Here is a 12718-nt window from a genome sequence, read left to right on the forward strand (position 1 = left end):
CCAGACTCCCGTGCGCGGCTGATCCGGACCATGTGGTGCGTAGGTGTCTTCGACCGGGGGTTTTCCCTACCCTCGCGCATCGCGGTCCCTACGCTCGTGCATCCCGGTCCCGCCACGGCAGCTCCGCAGTGATGGTCGTGGGTCCGCCCTCCGGCGACTCGATCACGAACAGGCCGTCGACCGCGCCGAGCCGGTCCGCGAGGCCCGCCATGCCCGTGCCCCCGTCCAGGCTCGCGCCGCCCCGGCCGTCGTCCCGCACCTGGACGAGCAGCCGCTGGTCGGCACGCCACACCTCCACGGACGCCGAACGCGCCCCGCTGTGCTTGCTGACGTTCTGCAGCAGCTCGGAGACGGTGAAGTACGCGCTGCCCTCGATCGCGGCGGCCGGGCGCGTCGGCAGATCGGCCGTCACCTTCACCGGGACCGTGCACCGCGCGGCGAGCGAGGAGAGGGCCGCGTCAAGGCCGCGGTCGGTCAGGACGGCCGGGTGGATGCCGCGGGCGAGGTCGCGCAGTTCCTGAAGGGCGAGCTTCACCTCGCCGTGCGCCTCGTCGACCATCGCCGCCACCGTGTCGTCGGCCTGGCCCTCCAGGAGCTTCTCCTTGGCCAGACCGAGCCCCATGGCGAGCGCGACGAGGCGGGCCTGCGCCCCGTCGTGCAGGTCGCGCTCGATGCGGCGCAGGTCGGCCGCCGCCGTGTCGACGACGACCCCGCGGTCCGACTCCAACTCGACGATGCGCCGCTCCAGTTCGTCGGAGGGCGAGAGCAGCCCGCGCACCATCGCGCGGTCGGCGTTGGTCAGGCCGCGCACGACGTAGGGAAGCACGGGCCAGAGCACGAAGAGCCCCGTCAGGGTGACGGCGAACGTCACCACGCCCCAGGGCAGCCGCATGAACGAGTACAGCATCGTGCGCCAGCCGACCGGATCTCTCAGACTCGACCGCAGCCAGCTGAAGAATCCGTGCTTGCGCAGCTTCGGCATCGGGCTCGGCTCGTCGACCCGTACCCCGAGCAGCGCCCGCGCCCGTGCCCGCTCCGTCTTGCCGATCAGCCGTGCGCCGAGCAGCGCGCCCGCGAGCAGCGGCAGTCCGATGACCGTCACGGCGAGACCGCCGCCGGCCGCGATCGTGACGACCGCGTAGATGAAACCGGCCACGCCCAGCGGGAGGTTGGCGAGGAGGTGCGCGATCTCCTTCCAGGTCTGCCGGTCGTACGCCGCGAAGCGCGCGGGTGGCGGGGACGTGGATGAGGACGTGGCGCGTGCGGTCATAAGCGCTAGGGTGCACGGCCCGCCGCCGCGGCGCCATGAGGAGGGCCGCCAGGACACCCGGGGGATAACCCCACCCGTCGGCGCCACGTCACGAGCGATCAGTCCTTGCCGATGCGTGACGCTCTGCTTACCCGGTCTTTAGCAGGCCCTAGACTCCCGTGCGTACAGATCGTCGAACAGCGATCAGCTAACAGCTAACAGCGATGAGTGTCAGGGAGTGAGGAGCTGACGTGCACGTGACGAATGTCGCGGCGAGCTACTACCAGTCGTACTCCGTCGTCGGGCTGCTCGCCGTCGTCGGCGTGCTGTTCGTCGGTGTCGCCTTCGGCGCGGGGCGGCTGCTCAGGCCCGTCGTACCGACACCCGAGAAGCTCCTGACGTACGAGTGCGGCGTCGACCCGGTCGGCGACGGCTGGGCCCACACCCAGGTCCGCTACTACGTCTACGCGTTCCTCTATGTCATCTTCGCCGTCGACTCGATCTTCCTCTTTCCATGGGCGACGGTTTTCGCCGCGCCCGGCTACGGTGCGACGACGCTGGTGGAGATGTTCATCTTCCTCGGCTTCCTGACCGTGGGCCTGCTGTACGCATACAAGAAGGGCGTCCTCACATGGACGTGACCCCGGAGCCCGTGCTCCTGCCCGAGCCGACACTGCTTCCCGCATCCGAGCCGCAGAAGCTCGGCGTGCTGTCCCGCCTCGCGCCCGAGCCGATGAAGGTGGTCCTCAACTGGGGCCGCCGGTACTCGCTGTGGGTCTTCAACTTCGGCCTCGCCTGCTGCGCCATCGAGTTCATCGCCGCCTCCATGGCACGGCACGACTTCATCCGGCTCGGCGTGATCCCGTTCGCGCCGGGTCCGCGCCAGGCCGACCTGATGGTCGTCTCCGGCACGGTCACGGACAAGATGGCCCCGGCCGTGAAGCGCCTGTACGAGCAGATGCCCGAGCCGAAGTACGTCATCTCCTTCGGCGCCTGCTCCAACTGCGGCGGTCCGTACTGGGATTCGTACGCGGTGACCAAGGGCGTCGACCAGATCATCCCGGTCGACGTGTACGTACCCGGCTGCCCGCCCCGTCCCGAAGCGCTGCTCCAGGGCATCCTCAAGCTCCAGGAGAAGATCGCGCGGGAGTCGCTGGCCGAGCGGTACGGCAACGGAAACGGCGGTCGGCCTTCGACGGCGGCTCTGCAGAGCGGACTCGTGAAGCCGCCGGTGGCCTCGACGCCAGGGCAGGTGCAGTCATGACCGGCTGGCTGCCGAGCCCCGTCGAGGAGCTCTTCGGCGCGGAGGCCACGGCCGAGGAGTCGTACGACCTCCTGACGGTCGACGTGCCGCCGAGCACGTGGATCGCGTCTCTGGAAACCGCGCGCACGACCCTGAACTGCACCTATTTCGACTGGCTGAGCGCCGTCGACGAACCGGGCACGGGCTTTTACGTATCGGCCCACGTCGTGGCTCTCTCTCCGGTACGCCGCCTCCTCATCCGTACGACCGTCCCGCACGACGCCCCTGCCCTGCCGACCGCGGTCGACGTCTACGCGGGCGCGGCGTGGCACGAGCGCGAGACGCACGAGATGTTCGGCATCGCTTTCGAAGGCCACCCGCACCTGGTGCCGCTGCTCCTCCCGGACACCTTCGAAGGCCACCCTCTGCGTAAGGACTTCGTCCTCGCGGCCCGGGTCGCGAAGGCGTGGCCCGGTGCGAAGGAGCCGGGGGAGTCGGAGCACGGCGGGCCCAAGCGCCGCCAGATGCTGCCTCCCGGCGTACCCGACCCGAACGAATGGGGCCCCCTGAAGGGCCAACTCCCCGCAGCCCCGGCCCGCCCGGCCCGCGGCGCCGCCCGCGCGTCGGGCGACCGTCCGGTCCGCAGGACACGCACGGCGGGCGAGGGCTCGGCGTCCCAGAGCCCGGCATCTCAGAGTCCGGCAGTGAAGACGCCGCCGGAGGCGAAGCCTGAGGCAACTCCTCCGGTACCGGAGGCGAAGCCCGAGGCAACTCCGGTACCGGAGGCGAAGCCCGAGGCAACTCCGGCACCGGAGGCGAAGCCCGACGCGGCTCCGGCTCCCGAGGCCGCCTCCGACGCCCCGTGGCACCAGGCCCGCCCGGCGTTCGACGGCACCGAGAGCACCGAGAGCACCGACACCGGTACCAGTACCAGTACCGGTACCGACAACACAGGCGAGGACCGCCGCCCAGGAGGCACGGAGTGACCGACGCGCTCGACGTCGCCCTGCGTCTCCTCATCGTCTTCGCCGTCTTCCTCGTACTGCCCCTGGTCATCGGCCAGACCGAGCACAAGGTGATGGCCCACATGCAGGGCCGCCTCGGCCCCATGTACGCGGGCGGCTTCCACGGCTGGGCCCAGCTCGTCGCCGACGGGGTCAAGTTCGCGCAGAAGGAAGACGTCGTACCGGCCGATGCCGACCGCCGCATCTTCCAGCTCGCCCCCGCCGTCGCCCTGCTGCCCTACCTCCTGGTCCTCGTCGCGATCCCCATCGGCCCGAGCGAAGGAGCCGTCGGCCAACTCGTCGACGCGGGCATCTTCTTCGTGCTCGCGGTGATGGGCGTCGGCGTACTCGGCTCGCTCATGGCGGGCTGGGCGAGCGCCAACAAGTTCTCCCTCCTCGGCGGCCTGCGCACCGCCGCCCAGCTCCTGGCGTACGAACTCCCGATGCTGCTCGCCGCGGCCTCGGTCGCGATGGCGGCCGGGACGGTGTCGCTGCCCGGCATCCTCAACGCCTTCGAGTGGTGGTGGCTGCCCTGGCAGATCGTCGGCGCCCTCGTCTTCTTCGTCGCCGGGCTCGCCGAACTCCAGCGCCCGCCCTTCGACATGCCGGTCGCCGACTCGGAGATCATCTTCGGTGCGTACACCGAGTACACGGGCCTGCGCTTCGCCCTCTTCCTCCTCGCCGAGTACGCCGGAATCGTCGTCCTCTGCGGTCTCACCACCGTCCTCTTCCTCGGCGGCTGGCACGGCCCCTGGGGCGCCGACGGCCTCGGCTGGGTCTGGACCCTCCTGAAGACGGCGGTGCTCGCCTTCCTCGTGATCTGGCTACGCGTCAGCTACCCCCGTCTCCGTGAGGACCAGCTCCAGAAGCTCTCCTGGACCCTCCTCGTACCGCTCGCCCTCGCGCAGATCGCGCTCACCGGAATCGTGAAGGTGGCGATCAACTAAATGGCTGCGTCTCTCCCGCCCACCCGGCCCCGGATTCCCGGCAGCGGACTGGCCAAGGGCCTCGCCGTCACCCTCCGCACGATGACGAAGAAGACCGTCACCGAGCAGTACCCGGAGCACCAGCCCGAACTCCCGCCCCGCACCCGCGGCGTCATCGGGCTCTTCGAGGAGAACTGCACGGTCTGCATGCTCTGCGCCCGGGAGTGCCCGGACTGGTGCATCTACATCGACTCCCACAAGGAGACGGTCCCGGCGGCCGTCGAGGGCGGCCGTGAACGCAGCCGCAACGTCCTCGACCGCTTCGCCATCGACTTCTCCCTCTGTATGTACTGCGGCATCTGCATCGAGGTCTGCCCCTTCGACGCACTGTTCTGGTCCCCGGAGTTCGAGTACGCCGAGACCGACATCCACGAACTCACCCACGAGCGCGACAAGCTCCGCGACTGGATGTGGACGGTCCCGGCCCCGCCTGCCCTGGACCCCGCGGCCGAGGACCCCAAGGAGATCGTCACCGCCCGCAAGGCGGCGGAGAAGCTGGCCGCGGCCCAGGAAGCCGAAGCAGCCGGACCGGAGGGATCCGCGTGACTTTCGCAGCCGCTGCGGCGACAGCAGCCCACGCCCCTCTGGCCGCCGACGCCCCCCAAGGCTTCCTCTCCCCGACGGGAGTCGAGATCGCCTTCCTCCTGGTCGGCCTCGTCACCCTCGGCTCGGCGATCGTCACCGTCACCACCAAGCAGCTGGTGCACGCCGCCCTGTGGCTCGTGGCGACGCTCGGCGGCCTGGCCGTCGAGTACCTCCTGCTCACCGCCGAGTTCATCGCCTGGGTGCAGGTCCTGATCTACGTCGGCTCCGTCGTCGTCCTCCTTCTCTTCGGTCTGATGCTGACGCGGGCCCCCATCGGCCGCTCCCCGGACGCCGATTCGGGCAACCGTCCGGTCGCGCTCGCGGTGGCCGTCCTCGCGGCCGCCGCCCTGGTCTGGGTCGTCGTCGACGCCTTCCGGACCACCTGGATCGACCTCGACCGCGCCGCCGACGAGGCCCAGGGCTCCACCGGCGTTACCGGAAAGTTCCTCTTCCAGCACTGGGTGCTGCCGTTCGAGGCCCTCTCGGTCCTGCTCCTCGCCGCCCTGGTCGGCGCGATCGTCCTCTCCCGCAGGAACGCCCGTATGACCCGCCTGAACGACACCCCCGACGACACCCGCCGGACCGGCGCCCCCCGCACGACCGGCCACCCCCGCACGACCGGTGCCCCCAGCGACGCCCCCAGCGACAAGGAGCAGCGCTGATGCACCTCGCCTATCCCGCCGTCCTGGCCGCCCTCCTCTTCTGCGTAGGCCTGTACGGAGTGCTCGCCCGCCGCAACGCGATCCTGGTCCTGATGTCCGTCGAGCTGATGCTCAACGCCGTCAACCTCAACCTGGTCGCCTTCGACGTCTGGCTCCGCGACGCCCTCCACTCCGGCCAGGCCCTGACCCTCTTCACCATCGCCATCGCCGCCGCGGAGATCGGCATCGGCCTCGCGATCGTCCTGGCTGTCTACCGCAACCGCGGCTCCTCCGCCGTCGATGAACTCCGCGACACCGCCGAGGGCTCGGACGACCCCGACGACGGTGCCGAAGGCGCGGCCGTCGAAGAACCCGACTCGGACGACCCGGCACAGAAGTCGCAGAAGTCGCAGAAGGCTGAGGCCACCGCGTGACCACGACCACCCTCGCCGTACTCGTCCCCCTCCTGCCGTTCCTCGGCGCGGTCGCCGGTCTGCTGCTCGGCCGCACCGTCCCCGGTCTCGTACGCCCCCTCGCGGTGCTGCCCACCCTGGCGGCGCTGGCCATCGCCGTCCTGGTCGCAGTCCGCCACGGCGGCGGCGCCGACATCGAGTCCGCCACCGAGCTCACCCCGACCGGCTCGATCCCCATCGAACTCGCCCTGCACATCGACGGCTTCGCCGCCCTGGTCGCCGTCCTGGTCGGCGTCGTCGCCTCCTGCGTGCAGATCTACTCGACGGGCTACCTGCGCGACGACCCGCGCTACCCCTCGTACGCCGCTCTCGTCTCCCTCTTCACCTCCGCGATGCTGCTCGTCGTCTACTCCGGCGACCTGATGGTGCTCCTGGTCGGCTGGGAGATCATGGGCATCTGCTCGTACTTCCTCGTCGGCCACTACTGGGAGACGCCCGAAGCCCGCGCCGCCTCCCTCAAGGCCTTCCTTGTCACCAAGCTCGGCGATGTCCCCTTCCTGATCGGCCTGTTCGCGCTCGCCGTCGACACCGGGTCGTTCCGCATCACGACCGTCCTCGCGACGGTCGCGGGCGGCGGCCTCGAGCACCCGACGCTGATCGCCCTGCTGCTCCTCGCCGGTGTGGCGGGCAAGTCCGCGCAGTTCCCGCTGCACACCTGGCTGCCCGACGCGATGGCGGGCCCCACGCCCGTCTCCGCGCTCATCCACGCCGCGACGATGGTCGCCGCCGGTGTCTATTTCGTGGCCCGGCTCCTCCCTGTCTTCGCCGTGTCGGCGGCGGCGATGGTCGTCCTCGCCGTGATGGCCGCCGTCACGATGGCGGGCTCGGCGCTCGCCGCGCTCGCCCAGGACGACATCAAGCGCGTCCTCGCCTACTCGACGATCGGCCAGCTCGGCTATCTGACCGGCGCCCTCGCCGTCGGCGACCGCGGTGCCGCCGTCTTCCACCTCCTGTCGCACGGCGCCTTCAAGGCGCTCCTCTTCCTCGGCGCGGGCGTGATCATCCACGCCGCCGGCACCAACTCCCTCGCTGCGATGTCCCGTATGAAGGGCCTGCGCGACCGCGTCCCCGACGCCTTCTGGACGATGACCGTGGCGCTCCTCGCGCTCGCCGCGATCCCGCCGTTCAGCGGCTTCTTCTCCAAGGAAGCCGTCCTGGGCGCCGCCGAGCACGCAGCCACCGGACACTCCGAGACGGCCCCCGTCGCGGCGGGCTGGATCGTCCTGGTCGCCGGTCTGCTGACCGCCCTCCTCACCGCCGCCTACGCGACGCGTCTGTGGCTGCTCGCCTTCAACGGCAGGGGCCCCGAAGCCCCCGACCACGGCAAGCAGCCCGTCGCGATGACCTCCGTGCTCTGGGTGCTCGCCGTGCCCTCACTTACCTTCGGCCTCACCGTCGGCGTCCTGCCGAAATGGTTCGACGGCCACTCGCTCACCCCGACCCTCACCACCTCCGTCCTCGGCACGGGATTCGCCCTCGTCGGCGGGCTCGTCACCTACGGCGCGTGGCGCCACACCACGGCGCTCGCCGACCGCTACCCGATGGGCGCGGTCGCCGCCGACACGGGAGCCGGAGCCGACGGAGGCCTGGTCGAAGCCGAGGCGATCGCCACGCACACCCCCGCCTACGGTGACGTGGCCGCCGCCCACGACCCGGCCGACCCCGGCCGCCTCCTGCTCGGCCCGCTGCACCGGCACGCCGCCGTCGGCTTCCACCTCGACGCCGTCTACGCCGCCCTGTTCGTGCGCCCCGTCCAGGCCGCCGCGGGCCTCGTCCGGTTCCTCGACCGCGAGGTCGTCGAGACGTACGTACGCGGCGCGGGCACCGCACCCCGCTGGCTCGGCGCGGCCGTCCGCCGCGCGCAGACCGGCAATGTGCAGACCTACCTGAGCGCGCTGCTCGCAGGCACCGTCGTCCTGGCTGTCGCCGCCGTCCTCGTCGCCACCGTCGGAGCGTGAGCAGCCGTGATCGATATCAATGAATCCGTGATGCAGTTCCTTCTCGCATTGATCGTCATCGGCCCGCTCATCGGCGCCGTGGCCGCCCTGCTCCCGGCCCCGCCCGGACTGAAGGGGAAGTCACCGGACCAGGCCGTGCTGCGCCACGGCGTGGTCGTGACGGGCGTGATCCTCATCGCCGCGATCGTCCTCGCACTCGGCTTCGACCATGACCACCCGTCAAAGATGCAGGCCACGACCGATATCAGCTGGATCCCCGCACTCGACGTGCGCATCCACCTCGGCATCGACGGCATCTCGCTCCCCCTCCTGGTCCTGACCGCGCTCCTGACCTTCCTCTGCGCGCTGTACTCCTACTTCAAAATGCCGACGGGCCCGTCTCCCAAGGCATTTGTGGCACTGATCCTCGTGCTCGAGTCCGGCACCCTCGCGACCTTCGCCGTCCTCGATCTGCTGCTGTTCTTCCTGGCGTTCGAGATGGTCCTCATCCCGATGTACTTCCTCATCGCACGCTGGGGCGGCGCCCAACGCACGCAAGCAGCCTGGAAGTTCATCCTCTTCACGCTGCTCGGCTCCGTCGTGATGCTGCTCGGTCTCCTCCTCATCGGCCTCAAGTCCGGCACATTCGACATGGTGGCACTCGCCACTGACAACGGCCGGGGCCTGACCACGTCCGTGCAGGTCATCGCCGTTCTGGCGATCGGGATCGGCCTCGCGGTCAAGACGCCGATGTGGCCGCTGCACAGCTGGCTGCCGGACGCGCACACCGCCGCGCCCACCGTCGGCTCGGTCCTGCTGGCCGGCGTGATGCTGAAGATGGGAACGTACGGATTCGTCCGGATCCTGCTGCCGATCGCGCCCGACGGGATGCACACCTTCGCGCCGTACCTCGCGGCCTTCGCGGTCGTCGGGATCATCTACGGTTCGCTCGCCTGCCTCGCCCTCGCCAAGCAGGGCGCGAAGGGCGACCTCAAGCGCCTGATCGCGTACTCGTCGGTGGGCCACATGGGCTTCGTGCTCCTCGGCATCTCGACGATGAGCCCGACCGGCGTGAACGGCGCCCTGTTCGCCAACATCGCGCACGGCCTCATCACCGGCCTGCTGTTCTTCCTCGTCGGCGCGCTGAAGGACCGCACCGGCACCAGCGACCTCGACACCCTCGCGCAGGAATCGGGCGCCGCGCTGTACGGCAAGGCCCCCCGCCTCGGCGGTCTCCTCGCCTTCGGCGCCGTCGCCTCGCTCGGCCTTCCGGGCCTCGCCGGGTTCTGGGGCGAGATGCTCGCCCTGTTCGGCGCGTTCAAGCCCGCCGACGGCCTCAGCCGCCCGGCCTTCCTCACCTTCATGGCGATCGCCGCCTTCGGCACCCTGCTCACCGCCGCGTACATGCTCGTCGTCGTACGCCGTGTCTGCATGGGCCCGATGCCCCAGGGCGCCGCCAAGACCGAATCCCCGGCGCTCGCCGACGTCCAGGGCTATGAGTTCGCCGCCTGGACCCCGCTCGTCGCCCTCACCGTCCTCGCCGGACTCTGGCCCGCCGCTCTGCTCGGCCTCACCGACCCGGCCGTGCAGCAGCTCCTCTCAGGAGGCAAGTCGTGACCGTGGCCGTCGAAAGCGCCGCCAGTGTCGTCCAGTCCGTCGACTGGCTCGCGATCGCTCCGCCCACCGTCGCGGCGGTCGTCGGTCTCCTCGTGCTCGTCGCCGACCTCTTCGTGGGCGACAAGAAGAAGGCGCTGCTCGGGTGGATCTCCGTGGCGGGGCTCGCCGTCGCCGCGCTCTCCCTGCTGCCGATCCTGAACGACGACCGCTCGACGTTCTGCCTGACCGGCGGGGACGCCTGCAGCTACACCGCCGACCGCTTCACGCTCGTCATCCAACTCCTCGTACTCGGCGGTGCCTTGCTGGCCGCGCTGCTCTCGATGAGCGCGCTCAAGGACGCGAACGGCACGGAGAAGGAACTCCCCGAAGGGGAGTTCTGGTTCCTGCTGCTCTCCTCCGCCGCGGGTGCCGCGCTGCTGCCCGCCTCGCGTGACCTCGCGACCCTCGTCGTCGCCCTCGAAGTCGCCTCGCTGCCCGCCTTCGCCCTCGTCGGCCTCAGGCAAGGCGACAAGCGCTCCTCCGAAGCGGCCCTCAAGTTCTTCCTCTCCTCCGTCACCGCGACCGCCGTGACGCTGATGGGCGTCAGCTTCGTGTACGCCGCGACCGGCACCCTGCACCTCACCGAGATCGCCGACGAGCTCCGGCACGTCGACGGGCAGCTGGACACGCTCGCCCAGACCGGCGTCGCCCTCACCCTCGTCGGCTTCGCCTTCAAGGTGGCCGCCGTGCCCTTCCACTTCTGGGTGCCCGACACCTACGTGGGAGCGCCGCTGCCGGTCGCCGCCTATCTCTCCGTAGTAGGTAAGGCGGTCGGTTTCACCGGCCTGATCCTCGTCACCGTCGTCGCCTTCCCCTCGTACGCGGACGTGTGGGGCCCGGCGCTCGCCGTGCTCGCCGCGCTCACCATGACCGCGGGCAACGTGGCGGCGCTGCGCCAGCAGGCCACGCGCGCGTACAGCGCGGTACGCCTGCTCGCCTGGTCCTCGGTCGGCCAGGCGGGATACCTCCTCGTGCCGATCGCAGCCGCCGGATACGCCGACAACCCCGCGGAGGCCGAGAAGGCCGTCGGCTCCACCGTCGCGTACGCCCTGATGTACGCGGCCGTGAACCTCGGAGCCTTCGCCGTCGCCGCCCTCGTCGGCCGGACCCAGCGCCTGAACCGCGTCAGCGACTACCGCGGCCTGTACGCCAGGAGCCCGCTCGCGGCCCTGGTGCTGGGCTTCTTCCTGCTCTGCCTCGCGGGCCTGCCGCCGGGCATCATCGGCCTCTTCGCGAAGGTCACCGTCTTCTCGGCGGCGGTCGACGCGGGCCTGGGCTGGCTCGCCGTGGTGATGGCCGTGAACGTGGTCATCGCGCTCTTCTACTACCTCCAGTGGACCGCGCTGCTGTTCCGCGCCCCCGAGGGCGAGCCGGTCAAGCACCGCGTCCCGGCCCCCCTGACGGCGGCCATCGCCCTGACCGCGGTCCTCGGCATCGCCCTCTCCGGAGCGCCGCAACTCGTCCTGAGGTTCTCCGACACCGGCCTCTTCTGACGCGGTCCCGTCTCCGCAAGGGCCGCTCGGCCATCACCCGAGCGGCCCATATCGCTCCTGCACCGCTCCTGCGCGCACAAGGGAACTAGTGCCTGCCGCCTGGCGTTGACCAGTACGGGAGGGTCCACTGAAGAGTGGAAGCACCAGTAGACAGAGGGTTCCCCCACGCACCACAGGAGGGCGTACCGTGCACCGACGGACCAACGGGCTGAAGACCGCCGTACTCCTCGGGGGACTGTCCGCCCTTATTCTCGTCATCGGCAGTTTCTTCGGGCGTACGGGCTTGATCGTCGCGCTTTTCGTGGCGCTCGGCACCAATGCGTACGCGTACTGGAACAGCGACAAGCTCGCCCTGCGTGCCATGCGCGCGCGCCCGGTGAGCGAATTCGAGGCCCCCGCGCTGTACCGCATGGTCCGCGAGCTCTCCACCCAGGCCCGCCAGCCCATGCCCCGCCTCTACATCTCGCCCACCGAGGCGCCGAACGCGTTCGCGACGGGCCGCAATCCGCGCAACGCGGCGGTGTGCTGCACCGACGGCATCCTGCGCCTCCTGGACGAGCGTGAGCTGAGGGGCGTCATCGGCCACGAGCTCAGCCATGTCTACAACCGCGACATCCTGATCTCGTCGGTCGCGGGCGCACTCGCCTCGGTGATCATGTTCCTGGTCAACTTCGCCTGGCTGATCCCTGTCGGCAGGTCGAACGACAACGACGGTCCCGGCATCTTCGGCATGCTCCTGATCATGCTCCTGGGCCCCCTTGCCGCCTCCGTCATCCAACTCGCGATCAGCCGCTCCAGGGAGTACGAGGCCGACGCTTCGGGCGCACAGCTCACGGGGGACCCGCTGGCCCTCGCCAGCGCCCTGCGTAAGCTCGACGCGGGCACGAAGCAGCTGCCGCTGCCGCCCGAGCCCCGCATCGAGACGGCAAGTCACATGATGATTGCGAACCCTTTCCGTCCGGGGCAGGGCATGTCCAAGATGTTCTCCACGCATCCGCCGATGGCGGAGCGCATTGCCCGGCTCGAGCAGATGGCAGGTCGCCACCAGTGAAGACAATCCTCAACGTCATATGGCTAGTCCTGTGCGGCTTCTGGATGTTCCTCGGCTACCTCCTGGCGGGGTTGCTCCTGTGCATCACGATCATCGGCATCCCGTTCGGCCTCGCCAGCTTCCGGATCGGCCGCTATGCCCTGTGGCCCTTCGGCTACGCGGCGGTTGAGCGCCGTGACGCGGGTGCGGCGTCCTGCATCGGCAACGTCCTGTGGCTGATCCTCGCGGGCTGGTGGCTCGCGATCGGCCACGTCGTCACCGGTTTCCTTCTCTGCGTCACGATCATCGGAATCCCGCTCGGCATCGCCAACTTCAAGCTGATCCCGGTGTCGTTGATGCCGCTCGGCCGCGAAATCGTCCGCACGGACCAGCCGTTCGCGACGCGCTAGCGCGCGTACCG

13 protein-coding genes are annotated in these 12718 nt (G+C 70.1%); 12 read left to right on the top strand and 1 reads right to left on the bottom strand.

Translation table 11 applies throughout. From position 1 onward, the window contains the following. Window positions 1-88: 88 nt before the first annotated feature. On the bottom strand, window positions 89-1270 hold the full coding sequence (locus ACWFRJ_RS27225) for a sensor histidine kinase (RefSeq protein ID WP_453536195.1): 1182 nt from the start codon (window positions 1268-1270) through the stop codon (window positions 89-91). A 230-nt stretch (window positions 1271-1500) separates the two neighbouring features. Between ACWFRJ_RS27225 and ACWFRJ_RS27230 the strand changes: the two genes are divergently transcribed. The 12 genes from ACWFRJ_RS27230 (at window position 1501) to ACWFRJ_RS27285 (ending at window position 12707) form a co-directional block, all read left to right on the top strand. Further along, complete coding sequence (locus tag ACWFRJ_RS27230; RefSeq protein WP_365862827.1) at window positions 1501-1890, top strand: NADH-quinone oxidoreductase subunit A; 390 nt, start codon at window positions 1501-1503, stop codon at window positions 1888-1890. Beyond that, window positions 1881-2513: an NADH-quinone oxidoreductase subunit B gene (locus ACWFRJ_RS27235; RefSeq protein WP_453536198.1), complete on the top strand. Its 633-nt coding sequence runs from the start codon at window positions 1881-1883 to the stop codon at window positions 2511-2513. The genes ACWFRJ_RS27230 and ACWFRJ_RS27235 overlap by 10 nt, the downstream gene beginning before the upstream one ends. Continuing rightward, complete coding sequence (locus ACWFRJ_RS27240; protein ID WP_453536201.1) at window positions 2510-3478, top strand: NADH-quinone oxidoreductase subunit C; 969 nt, start codon at window positions 2510-2512, stop codon at window positions 3476-3478. Before ACWFRJ_RS27235 ends, ACWFRJ_RS27240 begins: the two co-directional genes overlap by 4 nt. Beyond that, entirely contained in the window at window positions 3475-4443 is a 969-nt protein-coding gene (locus tag ACWFRJ_RS27245; protein WP_453536204.1) for a complex I subunit 1/NuoH family protein, read from the top strand. The genes ACWFRJ_RS27240 and ACWFRJ_RS27245 overlap by 4 nt, the downstream gene beginning before the upstream one ends. After that, the gene (locus tag ACWFRJ_RS27250; RefSeq protein ID WP_453536207.1) at window positions 4444-5028 is read left to right on the top strand and encodes a NuoI/complex I 23 kDa subunit family protein; all 585 of its coding nucleotides are present in this window, start codon (window positions 4444-4446) and stop codon (window positions 5026-5028) included. It abuts the gene before it with no gap. Further along, the gene (locus ACWFRJ_RS27255; RefSeq protein WP_453536210.1) at window positions 5025-5729 is read left to right on the top strand and encodes an NADH-quinone oxidoreductase subunit J family protein; all 705 of its coding nucleotides are present in this window, start codon (window positions 5025-5027) and stop codon (window positions 5727-5729) included. Before ACWFRJ_RS27250 ends, ACWFRJ_RS27255 begins: the two co-directional genes overlap by 4 nt. Next, window positions 5729-6142, top strand: a complete 414-nt coding sequence (nuoK, locus tag ACWFRJ_RS27260) for an NADH-quinone oxidoreductase subunit NuoK (RefSeq protein WP_453536213.1) — start codon at window positions 5729-5731, stop codon at window positions 6140-6142. Before ACWFRJ_RS27255 ends, nuoK begins: the two co-directional genes overlap by 1 nt. Next, window positions 6139-8139, top strand: coding sequence for an NADH-quinone oxidoreductase subunit 5 family protein (locus tag ACWFRJ_RS27265; RefSeq protein ID WP_453536216.1), 2001 nt, complete (start codon window positions 6139-6141; stop codon window positions 8137-8139). Before nuoK ends, ACWFRJ_RS27265 begins: the two co-directional genes overlap by 4 nt. Before the next feature lie 6 nt (window positions 8140-8145). Continuing rightward, window positions 8146-9735 (top strand): NADH-quinone oxidoreductase subunit M, encoded by a 1590-nt coding sequence (locus ACWFRJ_RS27270; protein ID WP_453536219.1) that lies wholly within the window; start codon window positions 8146-8148, stop codon window positions 9733-9735. Continuing rightward, entirely contained in the window at window positions 9732-11267 is a 1536-nt protein-coding gene (locus ACWFRJ_RS27275; RefSeq protein WP_453536222.1) for an NADH-quinone oxidoreductase subunit N, read from the top strand. Before ACWFRJ_RS27270 ends, ACWFRJ_RS27275 begins: the two co-directional genes overlap by 4 nt. 187 nt (window positions 11268-11454) lie before the next feature. Next, window positions 11455-12318 (top strand): zinc metalloprotease HtpX, encoded by an 864-nt coding sequence (htpX, locus tag ACWFRJ_RS27280; protein ID WP_383276987.1) that lies wholly within the window; start codon window positions 11455-11457, stop codon window positions 12316-12318. Continuing rightward, window positions 12315-12707 (top strand): YccF domain-containing protein, encoded by a 393-nt coding sequence (locus ACWFRJ_RS27285; RefSeq protein ID WP_453536227.1) that lies wholly within the window; start codon window positions 12315-12317, stop codon window positions 12705-12707. Before htpX ends, ACWFRJ_RS27285 begins: the two co-directional genes overlap by 4 nt. Window positions 12708-12718: the final 11 nt, after the last annotated feature.

The organism is Streptomyces sp. NPDC055239, from assembly GCF_053606205.1.

Coding starts and splice junctions, on each gene's coding strand:
- ACWFRJ_RS27225 (WP_453536195.1), bottom strand. CDS start 1,270: ATGACCGCACGCGCCACGTCCTCATCCACGTCCCCGCCACCCGCGCGC.
- ACWFRJ_RS27235 (WP_453536198.1), top strand. CDS start 1,881: ATGGACGTGACCCCGGAGCCCGTGCTCCTGCCCGAGCCGACACTGCTT.
- ACWFRJ_RS27240 (WP_453536201.1), top strand. CDS start 2,510: ATGACCGGCTGGCTGCCGAGCCCCGTCGAGGAGCTCTTCGGCGCGGAG.
- ACWFRJ_RS27250 (WP_453536207.1), top strand. CDS start 4,444: ATGGCTGCGTCTCTCCCGCCCACCCGGCCCCGGATTCCCGGCAGCGGA.
- nuoK (WP_453536213.1), top strand. CDS start 5,729: ATGCACCTCGCCTATCCCGCCGTCCTGGCCGCCCTCCTCTTCTGCGTA.